The organism is Armatimonadota bacterium, from assembly GCA_036504095.1.
Lineage (GTDB): Bacteria > Armatimonadota > DTGP01 > JAKQQT01 > JAKQQT01 > DASXUL01.
In genome coordinates, this window is the sequence record DASXVS010000080.1 from 124,242 (window position 1) to 148,212 (window position 23,971).

Genomic DNA, 23,971 nt, shown 5'->3' on the forward strand with positions numbered 1-23,971 from the left:
CCGAATCCATCGACGGTCCAGGACGTTTCGATTCGCCGGCCGCGCCGCCATCGTTCCCTTCGGCATTGACTGGGGGCGACTTAACCCAACCTCAGTGACGGAATCCCCCCGCATGGCACTCCATCATCGTTCACCCCGTTGGGAAGCATCGCGCTGAGGCAGGGCCTCGCCTTGACGCAATCGCTCTGGTGGGATACCATGTGGGCGTAGGGAGAGTTGCCCGAGTGGTTTAAGGGAACGGTCTTGAAAACCGTCGTGGTAATCCCACCGTGGGTTCGAATCCCACACTCTCCGCCATCGACGCCGGTATGCGTGGAAGCCGGGGGATGAGCGCGCGGCCAGAAAGGCCGCCGTCTCATCTCCCGGCTTCCACGTTTCGGACCTCCTCTGCCTGCATCCCAGGCGCCGGCGATCCGACGCTCAGGCCGCACCCTCACCCACGCCCAGGAAATGATCCTCCCCGGGGCTCAATGCCGTGAAACCGGGGCGCCGCCTCCTGCGTACAGTCCTCCGAAGCAAGAAGATTCTAGGTCCCAATTATGCCCGGAGGTTTTATGATGGAAGTTTCCAGTGTCTACGTGTCCCGGATACCCGCTCCCCGCGCCGTTGCCAGCGCCCGTCCTGCTGCACGCAGGTACGGCCGGTCGCTTGGCGATTGGCTAAGCTGGGGTGCGCTGATTGTCTTGCCAGTAACATCGCTGCTGGCCGCTGTCTCCCTCCTTGGCCAGGCGACCCGGTAAGACAATGGGTGTCAGGTAACAGGTGTCAGGTCTCGGGCGTAGGGGGCGGAGCAGAGATTCCGCCCACTACCCGCCGATCCAGAATCTGGCACCTGACACCCGGCGCCCGCGGAGAACCCGCAGTTGACACCCCAAGACCGCGCGTATATACTGTTAAAGGCCTTTTGGTATCCTGTAACACACAGGGGCGGCGTCCTTCCGGGCGATGCGCCCTTTCTTTTTCGCTGCGTGCGCGCGGCCAGTAGAGGTTTATTGTATGAAACGAACATATCAGCCGAATCGGCGGCACCGCAAGACCACCCACGGCTTCCTCGTGCGCATGGCTACTTCCGATGGCCGCAACGTGCTCAAACGCCGCCGCGCGAAGGGGCGCTGGAAGCTGTCCGTGAGCGTTGGCAAGGCTCTCAAGTACTAGCTTCGGAGGGTGCCGGTGCTCGCTCGTGAGAGACGACTTCGGGCCGGCCGCGACTGGGATGCGCTGTTTCGCGGCGGATTTGGCGTGGGCGGCCCGCTTCTGTCACTGCGCGTTCTGGCAACGCCGGGACGACGGCGCGCGGGCGTCAGCGTTGGCAAGAAGGTGGGCGGCGCTGTCACACGCAACCTGGTGAAGCGGCGGATACGCGCGCTTCTGCTCGAAGTGTGGGACCAGCTGCCCCAGGCTGATATCGGCGTGCTCGTGAGGGCCCCGGCGGCCGCAGCCGAATTCGCCGATCTGCAGTCTGCTCTGTCGGAACTCGCGGGCCGGGCCGCCGGCAAGATCGAGGGGGGCGGGCGGTGACACACGCTCCACACCACCCATCATGGGGACAGCGTGCCGCTCTCTGGACAATTCGGCGATATCAGGCGGTTTCCCGTTTTACGCCGCCCACGTGCAGGTTCACACCCACTTGCAGCGAATATACGCTCATTGCGGTCGAGCGTTACGGAGTGCCCCGGGGCATCTGGATGGGCATCCGCCGCATTAGCCGCTGCCACCCCTTTCACGCTGGCGGCCACGACCCGGTACCATAAGGAGAATGATGGGCGACGAACGGTGAATGATGAATGCCGGGCGCGGGATCTAAGGCGATCCCTACGCTTCCGGCCAGTGATCAGTCAACGGTTGTCATCCATCCCCAGAATATGCAAGTTCGCAAGTTATCCGGCCGATGGCCGGTCCTGTTCCTCGCAGGCGCATTAGCTCTGCTTTCCGCAGGGTGCAATCGCGTTTCCACCGAGACGGCGACGGCCGAGTTCGCCAAGGCCGAGCAGGCAAAGGCGAACGGTCAGTACACCGACGCGCTGAAATCCTATCAGACGGCGGCAAACGGCACCGTGGCCCAGCCCGGCCGGCCCCCGATACCGACCGAGCAGCTGCAGGCCGATCTCGCTGAGTTCGCATTGGCGCAGGCGCAGCGTGAGGTCAAGGCCGCCGACGCGCTTGTGGCGCAGGGCCGCTCTCAGCCGGATTACAGCCGGGCGGAGCCGTTTTCCACGGCCGCCATCACGGCGTTCACCGCCCTGGCCCAGGCGCATTCCACGAAGACGATCAACGTTTCGCCCACGGACACACTCAAAGTCACCGACTGGCTGGGCTTCTCGACGCAGCCCAAGGCGGGCAGTCCGCTGGATGTCGCCGCCAGGATGGCCCCTGGGACGAAACTGCCCGCGATCGCTCCCGTGAGCCCCGCCGAGGCGCTGGCATCCCTCAACGCCGGCAAACAGGCGGAACAGCGCGGAGACGCGGCCGCCGCGCTCGACGATTACGCTCGGGCCGCTCCGGTCGATTTCGCGGACCAGCCACAGGCGCTGGCAAACACCGGCAGGCTGGCTCTCGCCGCCAAACGGTACGACCTCGCCCTGCAGGCGCTGAAAACGCTCGTTGAGAAATACCCGGAGCGGCAAGTCAGCACCGGCGCCGTGGACGAACGCGTCGTGAAGGACTGGATCGGAACGCCGGCGGATCACAAGGGCGATTTCCTCGCCGCCGAGGCATTGGCCGACCAGATCAACAGGGGCAAGATCGCGTATAAAACGATGGACGCCCTCGTAGCCCTCACGGGGCGCAACCCCTGGTATTCGGCTGCGCTGGCCCTGCTGATTTTCACCGTAGTCATCAAGGTCGCGATGACTCCGCTGACGAACATCCAGTTCAACTCGACGCGCAAAATGACGGCGATCCAGCCGAAGATGAAGGCGCTGCAGGAACAATGCAAGGACAAGCCCGAGGAACTGAATAAGCGGATGATGGCGCTCTACAAGGAAGAAGGCGTCAATCCCGTGGGCTGCGGCGCGACGATGCTGATCCAGTTCCCAATCCTCATCGCGTTGTACTCGGTCATCCGCCTCTACAACTTCCAGTTCCGCGACGCATACTTCCTCTGGGTCAACCCGCACACGGCATCTCTGGCGCCCGGGATCATCGGTGCGAACCTTGCACAGCCGGACATGATTCTGCTGGGACTCTATGCGGTGAGCATGTTCCTCAGCCAGAAGCTGACGGTGATGCCCGCGCAGGATGAACAGCAGCGCCAGCAGCAGATGATGATGGCGTATATGATGCCCATCATGTTCCTGTTTGTGCTGAAGACATTCCCTTCCGCGTTTGTGCTGTACTGGCTGCTCTTCAACTTCTTCACGACGTGGCAGCAGTGGCACCTTCTGAAGAAGAACCCGATTCCCGTGGCATCCCCGGTGACGTCATCCGGCTCCCCGGGCAGCAATGGGACAAGCCAGACGGCCAGGCCGCAGAGGTCGCCCGAAGACGCTCCCAAACCCGGGCCGAAGCAGACGCCGCCCAAGCGGAAGAAATGATCCTGCACGCATGGCGCTAAGCGCCGGAGGTAAACCGATGACCGAAACCGAAACCCAGGATGGCCCGGCCGTTAACGCCGGCGAAACCGCTGTCAATATTGCGCAAAAGCTCCTAGATACGGGCCACCTCGACGCCAAAGCCATCCTCGTGAGCCAGGATGAGGACTCCGTCGAGCTCGTTCTGGAAGGCCCGGACGCCCCAGCGTTGATCGGCAAGCAGGGCGCGACGCTCAACGCGCTGCAATATCTTGTGGGCCTGATGCTGGCGCGCGAGATCCATCAGCGGCTGCGCGTGACGGTGGACGCTGAGAGTTACCGCGCCCGCCGCGCGGAAACGTTGATCAAAATGGCCAAGGACCTCGCCGCCCAGGTACGCGAGCACAACCAGGAGGCCGTGATGGACCCGCTGAACGCCGCCGAGCGCCGGATCGTCCATACGGCGCTCGTGGAAGAGCCGGGCATCAGCACGTACTCCGAGGGAGAGGACCCCGATCGCCGCGTGGTCATTTCTCCAAAGGCGTAGGCGATTGCGAACTGGCTGGATGACCCGGCAGGCAGCTGTCATCCTGAGCACAGCGAAGGATCTCGACTTTACGTTGGGATCCTTCGCTGCGCTCAGGAGATCATCTTCGCCAGGTATGAAAGTACGGCGAGGCTGGCCTGAATGGAGAGCACATTGGAACCCCGTGAGATAACCATCCTTGGTCTCGGGCCCGGCGCTCTGAACGCGATGAGCGTGGGCGCCTACCGCGCCATCCAGCAGGCCGGGCGCGTGCTTGTCCGAACCGCGCGGCACCCCGCCGTGGACGAACTCCGCGCCGAAGGCATCGTTGTTGACTCCCTGGACCACCTCTACGATGGCGCCGCCGACTTCGAGGAGGTCTATGAAGCAGTCGTTGAAGCCGTTCTGACGCGGGCTCAGGCCGAAACCGGTCTCCTCTATGCGGTGCCCGGCCACCCGCTTTTCGGCGAGCGGACGGTCTCGCTCTTGATGGCGCGAGCGGACGCCATGGGATTGTCGATCCGTTTGCTCCCCTCCCCGAGTTTCGTGGACGCAGTGCTTGAGGGCGCGCGGGAGACGGCGGACACAGACCTCATCGTCCTTGACGCGCATTGCCTCGATACGAGCAAACTGGACGCGGCGATCCCGACGGTGGTCTACCAGGTCCACGACCAGGCGACGGCGTCCGAAGCCAAACTCGTTCTCATGGAGCGCTACCCCGACGAGCATGCGATTCTGATCGTTCGCGAAGGCCGCCCGGCCGTGGCGGTTCCGCTATGGCAGATGGATCGCCACGAATTCGACCACCTCACCAGCGTTTATCTTCCCCCTGTTCCGGACGACCTGCGCAAACCGACCTGGGACGACCTCGTGCGCGTTATCTCCCGCCTGCGGGCGCCCGGCGGCTGCCCCTGGGACATGGAACAGACGCACGAGAGCCTCAAGCGCAACATGCTGGAAGAAGCCTACGAGGTGGTTGAGGCCATCGAGCACGACGACCCCGGCAAACTCGAGGAGGAACTGGGCGATCTGATGATGCAGCCCATCCTCCACTCCGTGATCGCGCGCGAGGATGGCTTCTTCACGATCGACGATGTGATCGCCGGCATCACCACCAAACTCATCCGCCGCCACCCCCATGTATTCGGCTCGCTGGACGTCGAGGACTCCGCCGAGGTTCTCCGCAACTGGGAGGCGATCAAGAGCGCGGAACCCGCCAACGCGCACCGCACGTCGGCTGTGGATGGGGTCCCGCACACCATGCCCGCCCTGATGCGCGCCATGGACATCAGCAGGAAAGCGGTAAAGGTCGGCTTTGAGTGGCCCGACGCCGAGGCCGTTCTGGACAAGGTGCAGGAGGAAATCGAAGAACTCCGCGCCGAGCTCAAGGCGAACGACACGGCCCGGGCGACCGACGAACTGGGCGACCTGCTTTTCGCGCTGGTGAACGTCGCCCGATGGCTCAAGATCGATCCCGAGGAAGCCCTGCGCACGATGGTGGACCGTTTCATCGGCCGTTTCCGGGCGATGGAAGCGATGGCCACCGCGGACAAGCGCGAACTCAAATCCCTCTCCCCCGAGGAGTGGGATACCTATTGGGAACTGGCCAAAGCCCTCTGACTAAGAGGCGGCACCCGCGTCCATCTGTCCATCAAGGTACTCCTTCAGGACCTGCGCGTGGTTGTAGACGGGGTCTTTCGCCGCGTACAGCAACGTGAGCGTGCCTTCCCGGGCGAACCGGAGAAGACGCTCGACCGCATCTCGGTTCGCCTGGAGCTCCGCAAAGTACCCCGCCCGGAACGCCACCCAGTGCTCCGGATCGTGGCTGAATGCCTTTCGCAAGTCCGGGCTGGGCGCAATTTCACGGTCCCAGTCGTCAAGCGCCGCCGTTTCCCGGGACACACCGCGCGGCCACAGCCGGTCGATGAGGATTCGCACGCCGTCGTCCGGCGCGGGCGATTCATAGATCCGTTTCAGTTTTACCATTTGCTCTGCCTCGATTGCACGTATCCTGGGGCGTCCTCAAATGGATGAGTTAATGAGTTAACGTGAGCACCGTGTCTGCGGGCTCGTTGACTCATCCGCCCATTGACTTGATACTTCACCAGTTTACCGCGAAACGGCTTTTCCAACGGCGGAGTGGAGAAACCGCAGCACCCGCTTCCGATATTCCACGGTGCATTCCCCGTAGGACCGAATGTGACCGGACGCCCCGGTAATCCACAATTCCCGGGGTCCGTTCACCGCCGCAAAAATCCTCTCGCTGTCCCTCATGGGTATCAGACGGTCGTTCCGGCTGTGGATGAGGAACAAGGGCCGGCCCCCAAGGCGCCTCGCGGAATCAAGCGGAGAGGCATCGCTCAGGTGTTCCCTCAGAATGATCTCGCCCAGCCAGGCCGCGTAGCCCCCGCAGAGCCTGCCGAACGGGCCGCCTCCGAAGCGCCGCACCGTCTGCACGTCGAGCGATGTGTAGGGGCTGTCGGCGATCACAGCGACGATCCGCTTGTCCGCGGCCGCGGCCATGATGCAGGCCGCCGCGCCCATGGACCAGCCCATCGCCGTGATCGGCCTGTCGGAGCGTTTCGCCGCGTAGTCGACGGCGCCCTCCAGATCGCGGGGCTCGCGCAGGCCGATGGTACTCATCCCGCCGCCGCTCTTGCCGAGCCGCCGAAAATCGAACGCCAGCACATTGAAACCGGCTTTGTGAAGGAACGGGATCACCGGAAACACGTCGCGGCGGTCGGCGGGATATCCATGGCACAGGATCACCGTGCCGACGGGTGTGTTTGCCGGCGCCCACCACCCGGAAAGCGTGAAACCGTCGCGCGACGGAAACGAAACGTCCTCAAAGGCAATGCCATCGTCCCCCGGATTCGCACTCATGGCGAATCGCGCAGGGTGAAGCGCCTGCCAGACGATGAGGCTTACACCTCCAACCGTGACAGAACAGAACCCCGCGATGGCATACTGCAGCCACACCAGTATGCGCCTCCGTTTCGGTTTCGCGTTCATCGATTTCATTGTAAGGGAGACAGAGCCCTCGGAGACAGTGACTTAGGTACCAGAGTTGAATCTGTCACAGTCCCGCCGTTTCGTCATTGCCTCCCGCCTGACGGGGCCGGCGGCAGTGACGGCCGCGGTGCGCGTTGAAGATCGCGCAGGAAAGCGATGCCGTCCGCCACATAGACCACGGCATCGGACTGCCGGGGTGTGTCGGGCTTGCCCGCGTCGGGGTGCAGCAGGAACACGTCCCTGCCACCGCAGTCCAGCCACAACGGGTGTGCTTCAAAGACGCGGCCACCATCTTTGACGGACACCACACTCTCGATGAAGTTGAACGGCGTGACGGGCGGTGCATTTTCCACCCTGTCCACGGAGTCCGCCGGCAGGCTATCGACCGGGGTGGCCGTCTCTCGACCCGTGTCAATCGCCAGCCAGGAAGTGCTCTTTCCCTTCTGAAAGTCGCTGCCGGGCCCGAAAACCCTCATGTAGAATGTCGCGCCGTCCGCGGACCACTTCGGGTTGAAATCGGACGCGTCCGCGGGAATCGGTATCGGGGCGCCGATGGTATCCTGGCGGATGATTCGAATCGATTCCGTAGACTCGCCTCCATCGCAGAGCAGGGCGATGGGAAGGCGGGGCGAGAGTTCGATGTGGGTGGATGGGCCTCCGAGAATGGTTCTCCGCTCCACGGCGGTGCCAAGCCTTGGATCCAACTGCAGAAGGTGAAACACGAGCCGTTTATGCGGCGGGTCGTTTCCTGTTCTTACCTGTTCAAGCGCCCATACGGCGACAAGCGCCGTGTCCGATCCGGGAAGCCAGCAAATCTGCCTCAACGTTGCCTCTTCCCAGGGCGAAGTCCATGAGACGGCAGATCGATGGGTGCGGCGGCTCCACATAACAACGCTCAGGGGCGCGAACCCCGGTGGGGGCACGTTTATGTTGCTGTGCGCGGCTGCCGCTTCCGCCTGCCTGCGGGCGCCTTCGGGTGTCGTCATCGTCAGAAGCACATGTCGACCGCTTTGGGAAAACTGCGCGGCGAGAACGTGCGGCCCCGCCACATATGACGCCGAACCGGGAGTATAGACGAATGGCGGCAGCGTTGCCGGTTTCAACTCAGGCTCGGCCGAAAAGGCGCCGGCCGCCGCCAGGAGAACACTGACTGCAACAGAACCGAACTTTATCGCGCTTCTCATCGTTTCCCCACCCTCTCACTCGATGGTGCGTTCATAATCACGTCCTGGTCGGCGCCGGTCCCGGCGTTCCCAGGCTCCATTCCATCCATTTCGACGGATCGTCACCTGTGCCGATGCCGGGGGTCCATTCCAGCCAGCCCCGTCGTCCGAAGCCGTCATTGTCGTTGACCATGAAGTCCATCAGGAACCGCTGCCCGGGCAGGGGCTTCAACGGCGCCAGGTCCGACCACGGGACGCGGACGTCGTACGTCGTTTCCGTGCCGCGCCGCCGCACGTCGAGGGTGCCGAGCCATCCGCCCGGCCCCGCGTACCGGAACGCTTTGGGGCCGTCCGGTGTGAGCGCAAAGCCGAATGCATGGCGCACCGCCGCTTTGGACCCATCGGCTTGTAAGCTCACCTGGACGCTGTCTTCCTGCCAGATATCGCGCCCGCGCTGAGTCTGATGGAAAACGTTGTCCGCGACGATGAAGCGCATCCACAGGCCGGATTCGTCATATTGGAATTGCGCCACAACGCTCAGGTCCTTTGGCGACCAAGGCATGATACCCGCGTTGTGTTCGGCGGTGGCCATCGTCCATTTCGGGGTGAGCGCCCAAAGCTGGTCATAGATTGGGGCCTCGCGCTCCCCGAACGGGATGACCGTGGACGGCGTACCGGCGAGGGATATGCGCCACCGGCGGGCCGCGCCCCCCTGCGTCACGACACACCCGAGGGCCGGCCCTGCCTTCGAGACCGGCAGGCTAACGCGCCGGCGCTCGCCGGGCGCGAGGACGACCTGCACATGCCCTTGCGATGCCGTGAGCTTTACGGTGGCTTCCCGCGAGCTCTGGTTGCGTAGATCGACAGACACGGTGCGATGATCCCCGTCCGAGAGGAATTGGAACGGCTTGACCACTACCGGTGCGATGCCCTTGATGGCGGCGGCACGGAGCCTTTCCCGCAGCCACGCGGCAGGCTTCCCCGGCGCGACGACATAAACGGGCCAGTCGTTCAGCGGGATTCGGCCGGATTGAGCGTTCCCCATCAGGTCGTACCATATGGCGCCGCGGATGGGTTCCAGGGAGCCGCGCTGCTTGTCCGCCCAGAGCACGGCCGTTGTGCCACCCCTGGCGGTGAACAAAATCGCCTTCACGGCCGCCCCCAGATTGGCCCGGCCGGCGGGTTTCAGGCCCTGAAGCCGGGCGACCATTGCCGCGTAAGCAGCGTACGAGATCCTCGGTGTGCAGTCACGGTTGATCACGCCAAACCACGGGATCTGTCCGCCCGGGCCTTCATCGCCGTCGTTACGAAAGTTATACCAGAAGACGCGCTGCATGCCCGCATCGAGCGCCATCGCGTACGCGCGCACGAGATCCTGCGCCTGCCGAACCTGTTGCTCGCGATCGCTCGTGGAGTCCCAGCCCACTTCGCTCACCCAGAGGTTGCGCTTGAGCCCGCGCGCTGCGTACTCCTTGACCGTCTCGCGCATCTGCCGATCCATGTCGGCGTCGTCCGGGCTGCGCGGCGGGCAGTAGTAGTGCGGCGTGAGGCCGTCGAACGACTTGCCGGCGACCCTTAAGGCCTTGGCGTCCCACTCCTTTCCGACGTTGGAAAAGTGGACGATGGCCCTGGGGTCCTCTCTCTTGATCGCCTGGTAGCCCGCCTTCAGGAGGTTTCCGAACTGCTCCGGCGTTCCCGTCCAGAAGGTCGCGGGCTCATTCCACACTTCCCAGTGCCGGATCCCCCACCCATCCTTCCAGCCGCGCAGACGGGCGAGTTCACCTCCAGGCTTATACCGCCGAACGCAGCGCCGGCAGTATTCCGCATACGCCGCGACCGCTTCGGGACTGTGCGCGACCAGCGATTCGGAGCGCTCCGGGCGGTCCTTGACATACTTCCCCCAGTAGCAGAGAAGCCCGAGCGGTTCGATGCCGAAGTCGTGCTGGATGCCCACCCCGGCGTCGCAATTTCCCCAGGTCCAATTGCCCGGTTGGGGCTCGACGAGGTCCCAGTTCAACTCGTCGCGGCTGGAGACGGCGCCCATTCGGACGAGCAGTGCGGCGCACCGCTTCTGGTCCTGGGGCGAGTAGCGCATGCTGAAATAGGCGCCCATCCCGAACGCGGAGCGGTTCGCCGCGGCGGACCGCACGTCCGGCGCCACCGCATAGAACACCGACGGCCGCCCGGCCGTGGCAACCCGGTACGCTCCAAATCGCGAGGTCGGCAGAGCGCCGCCTGGCCGGCCGGATGCGACGGTCTTGCCTTCGGCGTCGGTCACTGTCCAGGCGGCGCCGGCCCATCTGACCTTCTGGTCCCGCCGGAAGACAGCCTCGGTGTACGGTTTGCCGCCCGTGTTCAGGAACGGCAGCGGCGCCGCCCAGGCCGTTGAGGCCACAAGGGTCAATGCTATGAGAATGCGCAATATGGTCCTCCAACGGGTCCGGATGGCTTACTTTATGGCGCAATCGGCCCCTATGCGCAAACCACGCCACCCGGCAGGGGCACACCCGTAAGTGGTCGCTATCCGGCGGGAGTGGTATAATTGGCTTCAATGGCGCGAGCCCTCGCGTCCGGCGAGGTTTGTAGCGTCCATTCCCGGGGCCCCCGACAGGCCCCCCGTCGTAATGCGTAAGGGAGACGACTCATGCTTCAGCGCTTCTTCCACCGACTGGGCACTCTCGCCGTTCTGCTTCCCCTGGCAGCACTCGCGGCCCACGCCGCCGTTTCGGTTACCGAGGTGAGCGTAACCGGAACAGGCGCTCCGTACGACATTTCGTACGTTTTGAACACCAACGCCACCGCCGGAACGATCGACATCCTTAATTCCGGCAACACGGTGGTCAAGACCATCACCCTCGCAAGCGGCGCCCTCAGTCAGGGCATCCATTTCGTGACATGGGACGGCAAGGGCTCCGGTGGCGTATTGGCCCCGGCGGGCCAGTACACGGCCCGCATCAGTGCAACGGCCGGCGCCGTGGCCGCGGGAGGGCAGCTCCTCTGGGGCCCGTACACAATCTCCACCGGCACCAACGTTCCGGTCTGGTACCACATGACGGTCAACAAGAACCCCGCCAGTCCGTATTATGGACGCGTGTATGTTGCCGACTACGCGAACGACCGGGTACTGGGCTACTCCTCGGACGGCACCCTGGAGGTCAACATCAACACGGTTTCCAGGCCGCTCAACGAGTTTTCGTCCGGTACGCGTGACGTTCAGGTCGGCAAGGATGACCGCCTCTACATCTACCACGAAGACAACCCGGCGCCGGGCACCGGCATCTGCTCCGTGAAGCAGGATGGCACCGACTATCGCGAGGAATTCGCGACGGACATCTATCCCCAGCAAATGGCGATGACGGATAACGGCACGGCCAAACGGTTCTACTTCTCCATGGGTTACGCCACGTCGCTCACCGGCGCCGGCGTTCGATACCAGACTTCCGCGGACACCACAACCACTGTGCTCCTCGCGGACCCGTCCGGCGCGGCCGGCGGCTCCTGCAACGGGATCGCCGTGCTGGACAGCTACAATGACCCGGTCGGACACGCTAACAGCGTCACGATCTTCGTGCGCACGAATTCCGCCTCTACGGGCAGTCCCGGGCTGAGCACGGTCGTCCGTTGGGATGGCGACAACGCGGATCCGCTGAACGTGTTTTCCTGGACCAAAACGTGGACATCGACCGCCCTCCCCGGAATCGGCTACACGGGAACCGGCGTTGAGATCGGCCCCGATGGAAACGTGTGGACTTCACTTTCCAACGCCGACAGCTCGGTCCGAGGGTACTACAAACTCGACAAGGCGACCGGCGCGCTGCTGGCCAGGATAAACCCGGTTCCCGAAAAGCCGCGCAACCTGGCCGTTGACGCGAAGGGCAACGTCGCTGCCGCCCTCCTGCCGAATGCCGAGAACAGCGTTCGCGGACGGGATGTCGCGATGTTCGCGCCCGAGGACAGCGGCAGCACCGACACAATCACATCCGGCGCTTTCGCTGGGAGCGGCGCCATCGCAACCCCGGTCAAGATCACGGCCGGCCCAACCGTCGTAGCGGCCAGCACCAGCGCCACGATAGGCTGGACAACCGACGTCAACTCATCCACGGCTCTGCTTTACGGGAATTCCCCGACGGCGCTGATCAATCGCGTAAGCGGTACAAATGGCGTGACGGCGCACTCCGTCGCCATTTCCGGGCTGACGACGGGGAACACGTACTACTACCAGGTCCGGTCCGCCGCATCCGGGTATAGTACGGCCTACTCGGACGTCTTGGCCTTCGTCGCTAAGAACCCCGCGCCCGTCATCTCAAGCCTTGCCGTCACCGCCACCCAGACAACCGCTTCGATCACCTGGAACACGGACAAAGCGACCGACTCCGCGGTGAGCTATGGGACCAGCCCGAACGCGCTGACACAAAACGCCGCCGGTACGGCAAACACTCTGTCCCATTCCGTATTCATTTCGGGGCTTACGCCCGGGACGACCTACTATTTCGTGGCCCAGTCCGGCTCAGCCACGATCGCCACGGCGACAACGCCGGAGTCGTTCTTCGCCACACTCACAGCGGGCGGTCTCAAGGTCCGCACGCTCAGTGCGTTCGGGGACTTCCAGTATGGGTGGATGGATGACGTCTTTCTTGCCGCCAACGGCGTGACCCTCAACAAGAAGGCGGCGCCTAACGGAGTGGATGATGCGGGCGTGCCCGACCTTCCTCTCCCGCGGCACAACAACGCGGTATGCGCGTACGGCGGCTACCTGTACTGTCTCGGCGGGCGGGGCGCCTCGACGAGCAACACGGTCTTCTTCGCCCCAATCAACGCGGACGGTACCGTCGGGGCGTGGCAGCAGACCACACCGCTCACGGATGAGCGATACTTCACCATGCACGCCGCCTTCGGCTACAACGGCTACATTTATGTCGTCGCCGGCGCCGCCATCGACGCGAGCGAAGTGTTCGCCACCCAGACAACCACTCTGTTCGCGGCCCAGAACCCGTTGGACGGCACTCTGGGACCGTGGAGCGTGGCCGGGACATTCTCCGGGCCGACACCCCCCGAACGCGCTTACGGGGCCGTCGGCGTCTATAACGGCCGCGTATACTATGTTGGAGGACGCGACACTGCCTCGGTCATCTACCCGACGATCTACGAGGCGGATATCAAGCCGGACGGCACGTTCGCGCCGTGGACGGTTGCCGCCAACTCGCTGCCGGCCGTCGCCATGCAGCAAGGCCTGACGATTCACAACGGCCGGATCTACGACTGGGGTGGCACTTCCGACGGCACGACGTATAACACAGACCAGCAGATCAGCGTTATCGGAGCGGGCGGTGAGCCAGGCCCGTGGGCGGCGTCCGGCAATCCTCCACTTGAAGGAAGATTCGCCTTCGCCGGCGGGATTACGCACGGTTATGCTCTCGAGATCGGCGGTTCCCTCATCGCCGCCCGCACCGATCGAATCAGCGCGGCCGAAATCATGGCGGACCAGTCGTTCGGCGATTTCACCGACGTCACCGCAACCTACAGCACGGGCAACCCGCTTCGCGATATGGATGGCGCCGCATGGCAGGACCGCTATTACGTGGCCGGCGGTCGTTCATCCGATACGATCAATCCGACGGTGAACCCGTCCGCCAACACCCTCGCCGCCGCGATCACATTCGCTCCGTCCAGCACCTACGTGGCTAACGGACGGTATGAATCGCCCATCATCGACCTCGGCGTCGCCGAAGCGCTTCAGAGCCTCGCCGTGACTGCCACGGGCAGTGGGGTTACGCTCAGCATACGAACCGCCGGCGCGAACGGTACATTCGGCACATGGGCGGCAGCATCCGGCCTGTCCCAGACGTTCACCGGGGTGACCGCGCGCTACGTTCAGTTCGCGCTGGCCCTTAGCTCCACCGGCGCCACAGCGCCGACGGTCACCAGCGTGGCCCTGACCTATGGGACCGCTTCTGTGCCGTTCACCACTGACGACGTGAAGAAGGCGCTGCGCATCGCGGCCGGCCTGGATTCCGCCGTTGCCGCGGACATGGCCCGACTGGACATCGTGACGGGGAATGGAACGACCGGAGCAGACGGCCTGATCACCGTGACAGACGCCACCGCCATCGATCGCCGAATCAACGGCAAGTAGGCGGAAACGTTGAACGTTGAACGATGAATGCCCGGACCGAGGCCTGGTCCGGGCATTCATCGGTTACCGGCTGGCCTGGAGCTTTTTCCTGATTGCTGCCGTCCAGGCTCATGGCAGCCATTCTCGCGCCCGCGTGACATCGCGCTCTGCCACATGGCGGGCAGACATGGCATGCCGATAATGGTAGCCCCACCCGTCTGGTGGTCGCAGTGAAACCGGCGCCCGAAACAGCGCCCCGTCAACCAAGACCCGCCGGCTCAATGGCGAACCGGCGCACCCTTCTTCGAGTAACGACCTGTCTCTCTTTGAGAGAGCGGGAGATTCGCACGATGCGACCCCACCGGGATTAAAGGATGCCACCGGTTTCCAGGGCAACATCTCGGTCGATCCCCAGTTCGTGAACAGAAACGGCGACTTCCGCCTGGCCGCCACCTCGCCGCTCATCGACGCGGGGAACGACGCCTATGTCCTGAACGACCACCCGGACCTGGACCGCCATCCCCGCGTGCAGGGAGCGCGCGTGGACATCGGGGCGTACGAGTTCGGCGGCAGCGCCATCACAATGGGCGATGTTACGGGAGCGCTGCGTATCTGGGGCGGGCTCTCCGCCGCCACTCCGGACCTGGTCGCCCGGCTGAATGTGGCAGCTGGCAACGGCGTGGACCTGCAAGACGCCATGCGGCTGGCGAGGAAAGCCGCCGGGCTGAACTGAACGCTGAAGCAGGAACGATGAACGATGAACTCCAGACTCCCGAGTTCATCGTTCAGGCTTCAGCGTTTCCTCGGGTTGTTGTCGAGGCGCCACCAGCGGTCCATGTCCACGCTGTAGGATTGCCACCAGGGGGGCGTGGCGCGGGCGGCGTGGCCATCCACATAGAGCACGTTCCACGCAGGCGGGTCGTTCCTGTCGCGCCTGGAGGGATCGCGCGGCTTGTTCAGGTTATGCCACATGAAGTGCGCGTCAGCCAGGAGGGCGATTTCGGTGGGATAGCGCACCGCCGCCGTGGCGATCGGGGCTATCTTGCCGGCGCCGGGATCCCAGACCATCAGCAGATTGTAGTTATAGGACTGGCCGCACACAGCGAAACAGCTTGGTTTGTAATCGATCAGAGGCTGTGTGAACGCATCGTTCCACCAGCGGAACCCGACGTCGGCCGGGCATCGCCAGATACTGTCCAGCGTTCGATCCCCCATCACGCTGTGAAGGAAAGGGGTCTTAGCGTTGGGCAGATGGCGCACATCCCCCCAGTAGGTATCGACGCCCACGGGTAGATGGTCGTCATTGTCCGCTGCATAACCGTCCAGGGCCACGCCCAGTTGCCGCAGATTCGAGAGGCACGCGGAATTACGGGACCGCCACTGGGCTTTCGCCAGCGTCGGGAACAGGATGGCCGCCAGTATCGCGATGATGGCGACGACCACCAGCAGTTCGATCAGCGTGAATGCCGCAATCCGCCCCGTTCGGGAGCGCATATCGTTCCCCCAGCCATTGGACGGTTCCGCCGGCCGAATCCTTCAATAAGCGGCCACGGCGTTCATCGCACCGCTTACGGCTTTGACGATTCCACCGGCAGGATGCTCACCACCGTTCCGGGTGTGAGAAGCGGGTGAAACGTACGCGTGACGGCGCGATCATCGTCCCGGAAGACCCCCAGGCGCGCCGGCGTTGACGGCGGCGCCGGATCGGTGGGCGCCAGCGGCGTCAGCAGAGCGAACGGCGTACCCGGCGATTTCCCTGGCGGCACCAGTACCACAATGGGGGGCAGGTTCGAAGACGGAACCTTCGGCGTTGGCAGCACCAAAGACAGGCCCGGCACAACGCCCGGTGGCGCCGGCACGATGGTGGGGCGGACTGCGGTTCCGGGAACCTTCTGGTAAGTTAGGCCGAGCGCACCGGTCGGCGCACTCGGCGTCGCGAGGACCATGCGTGTCGATTCGCCGCGCGCAGCCACAGGCAGCAGTGCCGCAATTAGAAATACGTATCTGATCATATTCGGCCTCCAAGGGGATGTTACCACGCAACGTTTCACATATGCCAGCGGCGGTCTAGTATAGAGTCTGACAGTCACAAACGCGTGGGCGATGCGCCCTGTTCCCGGGTGCAGGATACGAAAATGAGTTTTCTCCACTTGATTGAAGCGAAGCGCGACGGCAAGGCCTTCTCGCGCGAAATGATGGACGAGGCCGTCTCGGCATTCAATCCGGGCGCGACGGTTCCGGATTATCAGTTGGGGGCCTTCCTCATGGCCCTCTTCCTCAAGGGCATGACGCCGGAGGAAGTGCCGCTGCTCTCGTTCGCACTCCGCGATTCTGGCACAGTCCTCACGTTCCCGGACGACCCGCGTCCAGTGGTGGACAAGCACTCAACGGGCGGAGTCGGCGACAAGGTCACGCTGCCTCTCGTTCCGCTTCTTGCCTGCCTCGGCTTCCGAGTGCCTATGGTCTCAGGGCGCGGACTCGGAATCACCGGAGGGACTCTGGACAAACTGGAATCGATCCCCGGCTTCAACGTTACGATGAACGCCGCCCGGATCGTGGAGGTCGTCCAGGACGTCGGCGGGGTGATTTGCGGCGAGACTGGCGAACTGGCGCCCGCGGATGACGTCATGTACGCCCTGCGGGACGTCACGGGCACCGTGGACAGCATCCCGGTTACCACGGCTTCCATCCTCTCCAAGAAGCTTGCGGAAGGGCTGGATGCGCTCGTGCTGGACGCCAAGTTCGGAGCGGCGGCAATGACCAGGGACGCTGAGCAGGCCGAGGTGCTGGCGCAGGCCATGGTGGACCTGGGCAACGCGTGCGGCGTGAAGACCCGCGCGCTGATGACCTCGATGGACGCGCCGCTGGGAAGGTCCGCCGGAAACTGGGTAGAGGTGGTGGAAGCGGTCGCGTGTCTCGAGAACCGTGGGCCGGACGACCTGCGTGATGTGGTCGTGGAATGCGCGGCCAGCCTGCTCGTGCAGACCGGCGTGGAAGAGGATCTGGCTCTCGCGCGACCCCGGGCGCTGACGTGTTTCGCTTCCGGCGCCCCGAGGGCGAAGTGGGATCAGATCATCGCGGCCCACGGCGCGGATGTGGGTGCGATGAATCATAAGCTGGAGCATCCGGTAACCGCTCCGTACACCCTGGAGGTCCAAGCGGACCGTTCAGGCTACATCTCATCGGTCGATGCCCGTCGGATAGGCGAGATTGTGCGCGACCTCGGTGCAGGCCGCTTCACGAAGGACGACGCTCTGGATTACGACGTGGGCGTTGACCGGTTGATGAAGCCCGGCGAACCCGTTCGGCCCGGCGACATTCTAGCGCGAGTACACGCCAGGACGGAAGAACAAGGCGCCGGAGGCGCGGGCCGACTCAAGGAGGCGTTCACGTTCTCCGATGAGCCGCCCCAGCCAAGCCCCCTGATTCTCAAGACCATCACTTGACCCGGTTGGTGGTTCGGGGCGCCCGCGTGAGCGCCCCAAACCGCATTGACTGTCTGGCCCTACCTAGATCGTCCGCTCAAGGGTTGGGGTCGAGGCCCGCGACTTTTCGCGCGACGTGAACCGCGTCCTCCAGGTCCGCCACCCGCCCCGTCGCGTCATAGTCGATGTCGTATCGGACGATATCCTCTACGGTTGCGTTGTTGAATCCGGCGGCTATGCGAAGCGCCGCAACAATGTCCGGCACCGTGTATGGGAGATCCACGGCGGTGACGGTGACGTTGTCCACCAGGAGGTCCGACGCGGCGCCCGTGGCGGGCGGAATCTCGATCAAGGCAACATCAAAGGGTTTGGCGGATGCGAAAGCCAGCCAGCCCATGGGCATCGTGCCGCCAATATACGCCCCGTGATTCGACGCCGAGCCCACAGGCGTCGTTGAAGTGCTCCCGCTATAGCCTGTGACCCTGATAGTGGTGGGCGTTTCCGTCTGATTGAAGTCCGCCGTGGCGTAATTGAAGGAGATCATCGTGAGCGGGCGCGAGAAATGGATTTCCAGAGCGGGGTTGTAGACGCTCCCCGGGTCCAGGTAATTGCCGTAGAAGAGCGGGAGGCGCCAGTGCGTTGTCGCATCGCTCTGAACCGAAAAACCGCCCGCGCCGGGGGTCGGCGAACTGAAGTCCGCCTTCAGGCCGCGGGACGTCTGGCTGAACGGCGTGGACGCCTGTTGCGCGTACAGGAGCGGGTCGCCTGTGTCGAAGTCGTATGTTACGCTCCTGGTATTGAGCGCGAAATTCGCCACAAGGGGCGCGTCGGCGCTGACGCTGAAGGTGTAGGCGGGCGCCTGACTGACCGGCGCGCCGTAGAGCGTCCAGCCCGTGAAGTTGAAGCCCGGGTTGGCCAGGGCGGTGACGGTTGCGCTCGATCCGCTGTTGTACACGCCATCACCGGCCGTTGCGCCGCCGTAGCCGGGTGAGGCGCTGGTGGTGACCGTGTATGCAGGGACAAAGTTGGCGACGAGCGCGCGATCGCCGGCTGCCGGGAACGAATAGGGGACGAAAGTACTCACTTGGACCCCGTTTTCGGTCCAGTTCGAGAAGCCGAAACCGGCGTTTGCGGTCGCCTGGAGCGAGACCGTGGATCCGGCAGGGTAGGCCCCCGCGCCCGTTACCGAGCCCGCCCCCGACGGAGATGCGCTCGCCGAGATCGTGTAGGTCATCGCGTCGGAGGTGATCAGCGTAAAGGCGACGTCTCCGGGAACGTTCGACATCCGCCGATTGCCACCTCCGGCCGTGCCGCCGGTGATCACCTGGAAATGAGTGCCGTCGCTGCCGCTTGGCGCGGGCGTGCCGGTGGCGATCCCCCAACCGTTGGGGTACACGTGCTGGAACGCCTCGATCTGAATCCAGTATTTGACGCCGCCAACAGCCTGGAATGGCGCCGGAAGGACGAATTTGTAGTCGTACATCGCCGTTCCGCCGAAAACGCCGGCGTACGTCGCCCCGGCATCGCCTCCGGCCAGATACTGCACCAGAGCGGGAGCGACCGCATCCGGCTCATTCACACCGGCGTACGACGACGTGGGGTAGATGCTGATCTGGAAATCGACCACCGGCTGAGGGCCCCACAGCCCGTTCAGCGTATCGCCGCCGCGCCAGTCGATTTCCGTAATGGCATGGCTGCCCGGCAGCACGAAGCTATCGTAGACCCAGAAATCGCCGTCCATACCGTCAGGGGCGAGAAACGAGCAGGGAATCAGTCCCCCACCCGGGTTCGGCGCTTGCTGGAACAAGACCGCCGCATGGGCGCTCAGGCACCAGAGGGCTACAACAACCATGGCACGCAGTTTCTTCATTGAGACTCTCCCTCATCGATGCAGCTTTCAACGCACAAAGCCGCGCGGCCCGGCGCTGTTTTCGCACCGGGCGCGGATGGCGAATCGAATTATCTATCGTATGTGAATCGACCGCAGTCAGGGAACTGGTCGTCCATGGCGCGGCCGTCGGGTTAGTCTCGGCTGCACTGGAAGTGCCCGCGGATATTGGCCAATTTTAGATTGGAGGCCGCACTTCCGGCCACACGAATGCCGGCGATTGTCCCGGCTCACTCTGAACGCGGCTTCGTGGCCCGGATCGATGGGTAAACATACGGTTATGGCAACACAAGACGATGTCCGGCGGATCTGCGCAAGCCTTCCCGGGGCAACGGAAGGTCAGGGACGTTTCGGCTTCTCGGTGGAGGTCAAAGGCAGGGCGAAGGGCTTCGTCTGGTCGTGGGCGGAACGCGTGCAGCCCAGGATGGCCCGCGTTCCGAATGACGGTGTGCTCGCAGTACTCGTCCCCGACCTTACGACCAAGGAGATCATCCTGAGCCTGGATTCCGACGCGTTCTTCACGGAGCCACACTACAACGGCTTCCCGGCCGTTCTGGTGCGGCTTGAAGCGATTGCGCCCGAGGAACTCGAGGGCCTGCTCATCGACGCCTGGCGCTGCAAGGCCCCACCCACACTGGTCAGGCAGTACGACGAAGTCCGAAGCATCGCCTCGTCAGACCCGTAGACCTAGCGGGCGCGTTAGGTCGCTTAGCTACCCGGGCGCGGCGGCGATCTGTCTATCGGCCGGTGAGCTGGTCCAGTTCGGAGAGGATCGACGAGAGCGCTTCATCGGTTACGGCTCCGATCCTTCTGAGAAACCGAGAACGGTCCAGTGCGCGAGTCTGGAATACCATCGCGACGGACGGTAAGTTGAGACCATTTGAAAGTGTCGGCTCCACGCGGACGCTGGCAGGGAAGCGAAGAGCAGCGAGTTGGGAAGTCAGGAGTACAATCAACACCAGCGGTGAGCCTTGCCCATAGGCGGTGTCCTGAATCACAACAGCCGGGCGCTCGCCCGATTGTTCCCTGCCACCTGAGAACGGCAGGGCGACCATCCAGACGTCGCCCCTCTGCACTTAACGAGCCTCCAGCGAGGACTCAAAGAACAAGAGATCTGCGTCCGAAGCGCGCTCGAGCGCATCGAACTCGTCCTTGAGGTCATCGGGGATTGGCGGGAAATGGGCGCGCAACGCGTCCAGCAATAAGGAATCTGGTGTTCCGCCCGACTTGCGTGCAACTCCGCTCACGAATTCGGCGATGTCATCCGGTATGGTGAGAGTCATACTCATGTTGCCCCCCTGCGGGATTGCGCCTGGCACTCAGGCTCCCGCTTAGCCTCCTGCGCTGATTATACCACGCTACGCCTCAAACGGCGCTTTCGCGCCGTGGAGCACCTTGCCGAGGTATTGGCCGGTGTAACTCTCCGCTACTTCCGCCACGGCTTCCGGGGGGCCGGTGGCGATGATGCGGCCGCCGGCGTCACCGCCCTCGGGGCCGAGGTCGATCACCCAGTCCGCCGTCTTGATGACGTCCAGATTGTGTTCGATGACCACCACCGTGTTGCCCTGGTCCACCAGGCGGCCCAGAACCTCCAGCAGCTTCGCGATGTCCGCGAAATGCAGGCCGGTGGTCGGCTCGTCGAGGATGTACAGCGTCTGTCCCGTACCGCGCTTGCTGAGCTCCGATGACAGTTTTACGCGTTGCGCTTCGCCGCCGGAGAGGGTCGTCGCGGGCTGCCCCAACTGGATGTAATCCAGACCCACGTCGCGCAGGGTCGCCATCTTGCGCTGTATCGGCGGGATGTTCTCGAAGAAATCGCACGCTTCGCCGACCGTCATCGCGAGCACGTCCGAGACGTTCTTGCCCTTGTACTTGACCTCCAGCGTCTCGCGGTCGTAGCGCTTGCCTTTGCAGACCTCGCACGGCACGTAGACGTCGGGCAGGAAGTGCATCTCGATCTTGATGATGCCGTCGCCCTTGCACGCCTCGCAGCGTCCGCCCTTCACGTTGAAGCTGAAACGGCCGGGCTTGTAGCCGCGGACCTTCGCCTCGGTGGTCTGGCTGAAAAGGTCGCGGATCATGTCGAACACACCCGTATACGTCGCCGGGTTGCTGCGCGGCGTGCGGCCAATCGGGCTCTGGTCAATATCGATGACCTTGTCCACCTTCTCCCAACCCACCGAATCGCGGTGGCGTCCCACCGGCATGCGGCTCCCGTACACCCGGTTCATCAGTAGCGGGAACACGGTTTCCTGAAGGAGCGACGATTTGCCCGAGCCCGAAACGCCGGTGACGGCCACGAAGCAGCCGAGCGGAATCTCCATGTCCACGTTCTTGAGGTTGTGCTGCGTGGCGCCGAGGACTTTCACCCATGTCCCATTCGGCGAGCGGCGCGATTCCGGCAGCGCGATCTTGCGGCGCCCGGCGAGGTAGTCGCCCGTAACGCTGTCCGGGTTGGCCGCGATTTCGGCGGGCGTACCAATGGCGACGATATCGCCTCCGTGAACTCCCGCGCCGGGGCCGATGTCCACCACGAAGTCGGCGGCGGCGATGGTGTCCTCGTCGTGCTCGACGACGATGATCGTGTTGCCCAGATCGCGGAGCCGGAACAGCGTTTCGACGAGCTTGTGGTTGTCACGCTGATGGAGGCCGATGCTCGGCTCGTCCAGGATGTACATCACGCCGGTGAGGCCGCTTCCGATCTGCGTGGCCAGCCGGATGCGCTGGGCTTCGCCGCCCGAAAGGGTTGTGGCGCTGCGCTCCAGCGTCAGGTAACCGAGGCCGACATCGTTCAGGAATCCCAGGCGCTCGAGAATCTCCTTCACGATCGGCCCGCCAATGGTGGTGTCGCGCTCACCCAGTTTCAGATCGCGGAACCACGCGTTGGCGGCGAGAATGCTCGCGCCCGTCACGTGCGCAATGTTATCGTCCGCGATCGTCACGGCAAGCGATTCCGGTTTGAGGCGGCGACCGTGGCATGAATCGCACGCCACGTCGCTCATATACTGCTCGATTTCGGCCTTGGACGCTTCGGAACTCGTCATCTTGTAGCGTTCCTGCAGCATCGCGATGGCGCCCTGCCACCGCGCGTTGTAGGACCGGACGAATCCGCTGGTGTTCGTGTACCGAACGGGGATACGCTTATCTGCACCGTAGAGGATGATCTTCTTAGCAGCGTCGCTCATGTCCCGCAGCGGGACATCGAGCGGGAACCCGTATTCCTTTGCGAGCCCTCGCAGAATGTTGTGAAACCACTCGCTGGAGGTGTGGGCGAACGGTACGATGCCACCGCCCTCCAGCGTGCGGTCCGGGTGCAAGACGAGTTCCGGGTTGATCTCCTGGCGGAAGCCCAGGCCGTGGCAGTCCGGGCAGGCGCCATACGGGGTGTTGAAGCTGAAATTGCGCGGGGCCACTTCGTCGAAAGAGATGCCGCAATGCGTGCAGGAGTTCTTCTCGCTGAACACCATTTCCTGCGGTTCCGCGTCTCCGGTCTGGGCAAGAAAGCTCACCAGGCCCACGGTCATCTTCAGTGCCGTCTCCACGCTGTCGGTCAGGCGGCGCTGCACGTCCGGCTTGATGACCAGACGGTCCACCACGGCCTCGATGGTGTGGTTCTTGTACCGGTCCATGTCGATGTCGTCGGTCACTTCGTACATCGTGCCGTCCACGCGCACGCGGATCAGGCCGGCGGAGCGGATGTCGTCGATAACGCTCTTGTATTCACCCTTGCGGCCGCGGACCATCGGCGCCAGCACCTGAACCTTCGTGCCGTCCGGCAGGCCCATCACGGCGTCCACAATCTGGCTGACCGTCTGGCTGGCGATACGGTTGCCGCACGTGGGGCAGTGTGGGACGCCGATGCGCGCGAACAGGAGGCGGAGGTAGTCATAGATCTCGGTGACGGTTCCGACCGTGGAGCGCGGGTTGCGGGAAGTCGATTTCTGGTCGATCGAGACGGCGGGGCTGAGGCCGTCGATGTGGTCCACGTCCGGCTTATCCATCTGGCCGAGGAACTGGCGGGCGTAGGACGAGAGGCTCTCCACATACCGGCGCTGGCCCTCGGCATAAAGGGTGTCGAACGCGAGCGAGGACTTTCCGCTGCCGGACAAGCCGGTGATGACCACCAGTTTGTCGCGCGGAATCTCCAGCGAGATGTCCTTCAGATTGTGCTGCCGCGCGCCGCGGATGACGATTCTGTCCTGCGCCAAGTGAGTTCCCCCCGAGCCATGTTACACCGGTGGGCAACGGATGGTTGCCCCGAACAAGTGTACGGTAATTCTAGCACGCCGGGGCTCCGGCGGGAAATCGCCTCGCCGTCTTGACAAACGGAGGCCCA

20 protein-coding genes and 1 tRNA gene are annotated in these 23,971 nt (G+C 63.8%); 11 read left to right on the forward strand and 10 right to left on the reverse strand.

Annotation, left to right across the window (positions count from 1 at the left end):
• Window positions 1–210: 210 nt before the first annotated feature.
• The 7 genes from VGM51_18810 to mazG all read left to right on the forward strand — a co-directional run bounded on the left by VGM51_18810 (window position 211) and on the right by mazG (window position 5,655).
• Window positions 211–297, forward strand: a tRNA-Ser gene (locus tag VGM51_18810).
• A 699-nt stretch (window positions 298–996) separates the two neighbouring features.
• Window positions 997–1,155 (forward strand): 50S ribosomal protein L34, encoded by a 159-nt coding sequence (gene rpmH / locus VGM51_18815; protein HEY3415091.1) that lies wholly within the window; start codon window positions 997–999, stop codon window positions 1,153–1,155.
• Between the two features lie 15 nt (window positions 1,156–1,170).
• Window positions 1,171–1,518 (forward strand): ribonuclease P protein component, encoded by a 348-nt coding sequence (gene rnpA, locus VGM51_18820; GenBank protein ID HEY3415092.1) that lies wholly within the window; start codon window positions 1,171–1,173, stop codon window positions 1,516–1,518.
• On the forward strand, window positions 1,515–1,751 hold the full coding sequence (gene yidD / locus VGM51_18825) for a membrane protein insertion efficiency factor YidD (GenBank protein ID HEY3415093.1): 237 nt from the start codon (window positions 1,515–1,517) through the stop codon (window positions 1,749–1,751). Before rnpA ends, yidD begins: the two co-directional genes overlap by 4 nt.
• Window positions 1,752–1,862: 111 nt before the next feature.
• Window positions 1,863–3,533 carry a YidC/Oxa1 family membrane protein insertase gene (locus tag VGM51_18830; protein HEY3415094.1) on the forward strand — a complete coding sequence of 557 codons (1,671 nt, stop codon included), beginning with the start codon at window positions 1,863–1,865 and terminating at the stop codon, window positions 3,531–3,533.
• Window positions 3,534–3,570: 37 nt separating this feature from the next.
• The gene (gene jag / locus VGM51_18835; GenBank protein ID HEY3415095.1) at window positions 3,571–4,056 is read left to right on the forward strand and encodes an RNA-binding cell elongation regulator Jag/EloR; all 486 of its coding nucleotides are present in this window, start codon (window positions 3,571–3,573) and stop codon (window positions 4,054–4,056) included.
• A 141-nt stretch (window positions 4,057–4,197) separates the two neighbouring features.
• The gene (gene mazG / locus VGM51_18840; GenBank protein HEY3415096.1) at window positions 4,198–5,655 is read left to right on the forward strand and encodes a nucleoside triphosphate pyrophosphohydrolase; all 1,458 of its coding nucleotides are present in this window, start codon (window positions 4,198–4,200) and stop codon (window positions 5,653–5,655) included.
• Here the strand turns inward: mazG and VGM51_18845 are convergent, their stop codons facing one another.
• From VGM51_18845 to VGM51_18860, 4 genes are all read right to left on the reverse strand, one after another.
• A complete protein-coding gene (locus VGM51_18845) occupies window positions 5,656–6,021 on the reverse strand; it encodes a DUF488 family protein (GenBank protein ID HEY3415097.1) in 366 nt (121 codons plus the stop codon).
• A gap of 123 nt (window positions 6,022–6,144) precedes the next feature.
• Window positions 6,145–7,047 carry an alpha/beta fold hydrolase gene (locus VGM51_18850; GenBank protein HEY3415098.1) on the reverse strand — a complete coding sequence of 301 codons (903 nt, stop codon included), beginning with the start codon at window positions 7,045–7,047 and terminating at the stop codon, window positions 6,145–6,147.
• An 83-nt stretch (window positions 7,048–7,130) separates the two neighbouring features.
• On the reverse strand, window positions 7,131–8,231 hold the full coding sequence (locus VGM51_18855) for a hypothetical protein (protein HEY3415099.1): 1,101 nt from the start codon (window positions 8,229–8,231) through the stop codon (window positions 7,131–7,133).
• Window positions 8,232–8,268: 37 nt separating this feature from the next.
• A complete protein-coding gene (locus tag VGM51_18860; protein HEY3415100.1) occupies window positions 8,269–10,632 on the reverse strand; it encodes a sugar-binding protein in 2,364 nt (787 codons plus the stop codon).
• A 222-nt stretch (window positions 10,633–10,854) separates the two neighbouring features.
• Between VGM51_18860 and VGM51_18865 the strand changes: the two genes are divergently transcribed.
• A complete protein-coding gene (locus tag VGM51_18865; GenBank protein HEY3415101.1) occupies window positions 10,855–14,343 on the forward strand; it encodes a fibronectin type III domain-containing protein in 3,489 nt (1,162 codons plus the stop codon).
• A gap of 397 nt (window positions 14,344–14,740) precedes the next feature.
• Complete coding sequence (locus tag VGM51_18870) at window positions 14,741–15,055, forward strand: choice-of-anchor Q domain-containing protein (GenBank protein HEY3415102.1); 315 nt, start codon at window positions 14,741–14,743, stop codon at window positions 15,053–15,055.
• A 59-nt stretch (window positions 15,056–15,114) separates the two neighbouring features.
• On the opposite strand, the gene VGM51_18875 is transcribed toward VGM51_18870, so the two are convergent.
• Together VGM51_18875 and VGM51_18880 are read right to left on the reverse strand one after the other, a co-directional pair.
• Window positions 15,115–15,816 carry a prepilin-type N-terminal cleavage/methylation domain-containing protein gene (locus VGM51_18875; protein HEY3415103.1) on the reverse strand — a complete coding sequence of 234 codons (702 nt, stop codon included), beginning with the start codon at window positions 15,814–15,816 and terminating at the stop codon, window positions 15,115–15,117.
• Between the two features lie 74 nt (window positions 15,817–15,890).
• Window positions 15,891–16,334 (reverse strand): hypothetical protein, encoded by a 444-nt coding sequence (locus VGM51_18880; protein ID HEY3415104.1) that lies wholly within the window; start codon window positions 16,332–16,334, stop codon window positions 15,891–15,893.
• A 123-nt stretch (window positions 16,335–16,457) separates the two neighbouring features.
• On the opposite strand from VGM51_18880, the gene VGM51_18885 reads away from it, so the two are divergent.
• A complete protein-coding gene (locus VGM51_18885; GenBank protein HEY3415105.1) occupies window positions 16,458–17,768 on the forward strand; it encodes a thymidine phosphorylase in 1,311 nt (436 codons plus the stop codon).
• A 76-nt stretch (window positions 17,769–17,844) separates the two neighbouring features.
• On the opposite strand, the gene VGM51_18890 is transcribed toward VGM51_18885, so the two are convergent.
• On the reverse strand, window positions 17,845–19,617 hold the full coding sequence (locus tag VGM51_18890; GenBank protein ID HEY3415106.1) for a hypothetical protein: 1,773 nt from the start codon (window positions 19,615–19,617) through the stop codon (window positions 17,845–17,847).
• Window positions 19,618–19,915: 298 nt separating this feature from the next.
• Here VGM51_18890 and VGM51_18895 point away from each other — a divergent pair, with 298 nt between their 5' ends.
• On the forward strand, window positions 19,916–20,320 hold the full coding sequence (locus VGM51_18895; protein HEY3415107.1) for a hypothetical protein: 405 nt from the start codon (window positions 19,916–19,918) through the stop codon (window positions 20,318–20,320).
• 52 nt (window positions 20,321–20,372) lie between these two features.
• On the opposite strand, the gene VGM51_18900 is transcribed toward VGM51_18895, so the two are convergent.
• The 3 genes from VGM51_18900 to uvrA form a co-directional block, all read right to left on the reverse strand.
• Window positions 20,373–20,711, reverse strand: a complete 339-nt coding sequence (locus VGM51_18900) for a type II toxin-antitoxin system PemK/MazF family toxin (GenBank protein ID HEY3415108.1) — start codon at window positions 20,709–20,711, stop codon at window positions 20,373–20,375.
• On the reverse strand, window positions 20,712–20,924 hold the full coding sequence (locus tag VGM51_18905; protein HEY3415109.1) for a hypothetical protein: 213 nt from the start codon (window positions 20,922–20,924) through the stop codon (window positions 20,712–20,714). It lies immediately after the preceding gene.
• Between the two features lie 69 nt (window positions 20,925–20,993).
• Window positions 20,994–23,843: an excinuclease ABC subunit UvrA gene (gene uvrA, locus VGM51_18910; GenBank protein HEY3415110.1), complete on the reverse strand. Its 2,850-nt coding sequence runs from the start codon at window positions 23,841–23,843 to the stop codon at window positions 20,994–20,996.
• Window positions 23,844–23,971: the final 128 nt, after the last annotated feature.

Bases quoted from the DNA above. Each gene is read 5' to 3' on its own strand.
- rpmH (HEY3415091.1), top strand. From the start codon at position 997: ATGAAACGAACATATCAGCCGAATCGGCGGCACCGCAAGACCACCCAC.
- VGM51_18830 (HEY3415094.1), top strand. From the start codon at position 1,863: ATGCAAGTTCGCAAGTTATCCGGCCGATGGCCGGTCCTGTTCCTCGCA.
- jag (HEY3415095.1), top strand. From the start codon at position 3,571: ATGACCGAAACCGAAACCCAGGATGGCCCGGCCGTTAACGCCGGCGAA.
- mazG (HEY3415096.1), top strand. From the start codon at position 4,198: ATGGAGAGCACATTGGAACCCCGTGAGATAACCATCCTTGGTCTCGGG.
- VGM51_18845 (HEY3415097.1), bottom strand. From the start codon at position 6,021: ATGGTAAAACTGAAACGGATCTATGAATCGCCCGCGCCGGACGACGGC.
- VGM51_18850 (HEY3415098.1), bottom strand. From the start codon at position 7,047: ATGAACGCGAAACCGAAACGGAGGCGCATACTGGTGTGGCTGCAGTAT.
- VGM51_18855 (HEY3415099.1), bottom strand. From the start codon at position 8,231: ATGAGAAGCGCGATAAAGTTCGGTTCTGTTGCAGTCAGTGTTCTCCTG.
- VGM51_18865 (HEY3415101.1), top strand. From the start codon at position 10,855: ATGCTTCAGCGCTTCTTCCACCGACTGGGCACTCTCGCCGTTCTGCTT.
- VGM51_18875 (HEY3415103.1), bottom strand. From the start codon at position 15,816: ATGCGCTCCCGAACGGGGCGGATTGCGGCATTCACGCTGATCGAACTG.
- VGM51_18880 (HEY3415104.1), bottom strand. From the start codon at position 16,334: ATGATCAGATACGTATTTCTAATTGCGGCACTGCTGCCTGTGGCTGCG.
- VGM51_18885 (HEY3415105.1), top strand. From the start codon at position 16,458: ATGAGTTTTCTCCACTTGATTGAAGCGAAGCGCGACGGCAAGGCCTTC.
- VGM51_18890 (HEY3415106.1), bottom strand. From the start codon at position 19,617: ATGAAGAAACTGCGTGCCATGGTTGTTGTAGCCCTCTGGTGCCTGAGC.
- VGM51_18895 (HEY3415107.1), top strand. From the start codon at position 19,916: ATGGCAACACAAGACGATGTCCGGCGGATCTGCGCAAGCCTTCCCGGG.
- VGM51_18905 (HEY3415109.1), bottom strand. From the start codon at position 20,924: ATGAGTATGACTCTCACCATACCGGATGACATCGCCGAATTCGTGAGC.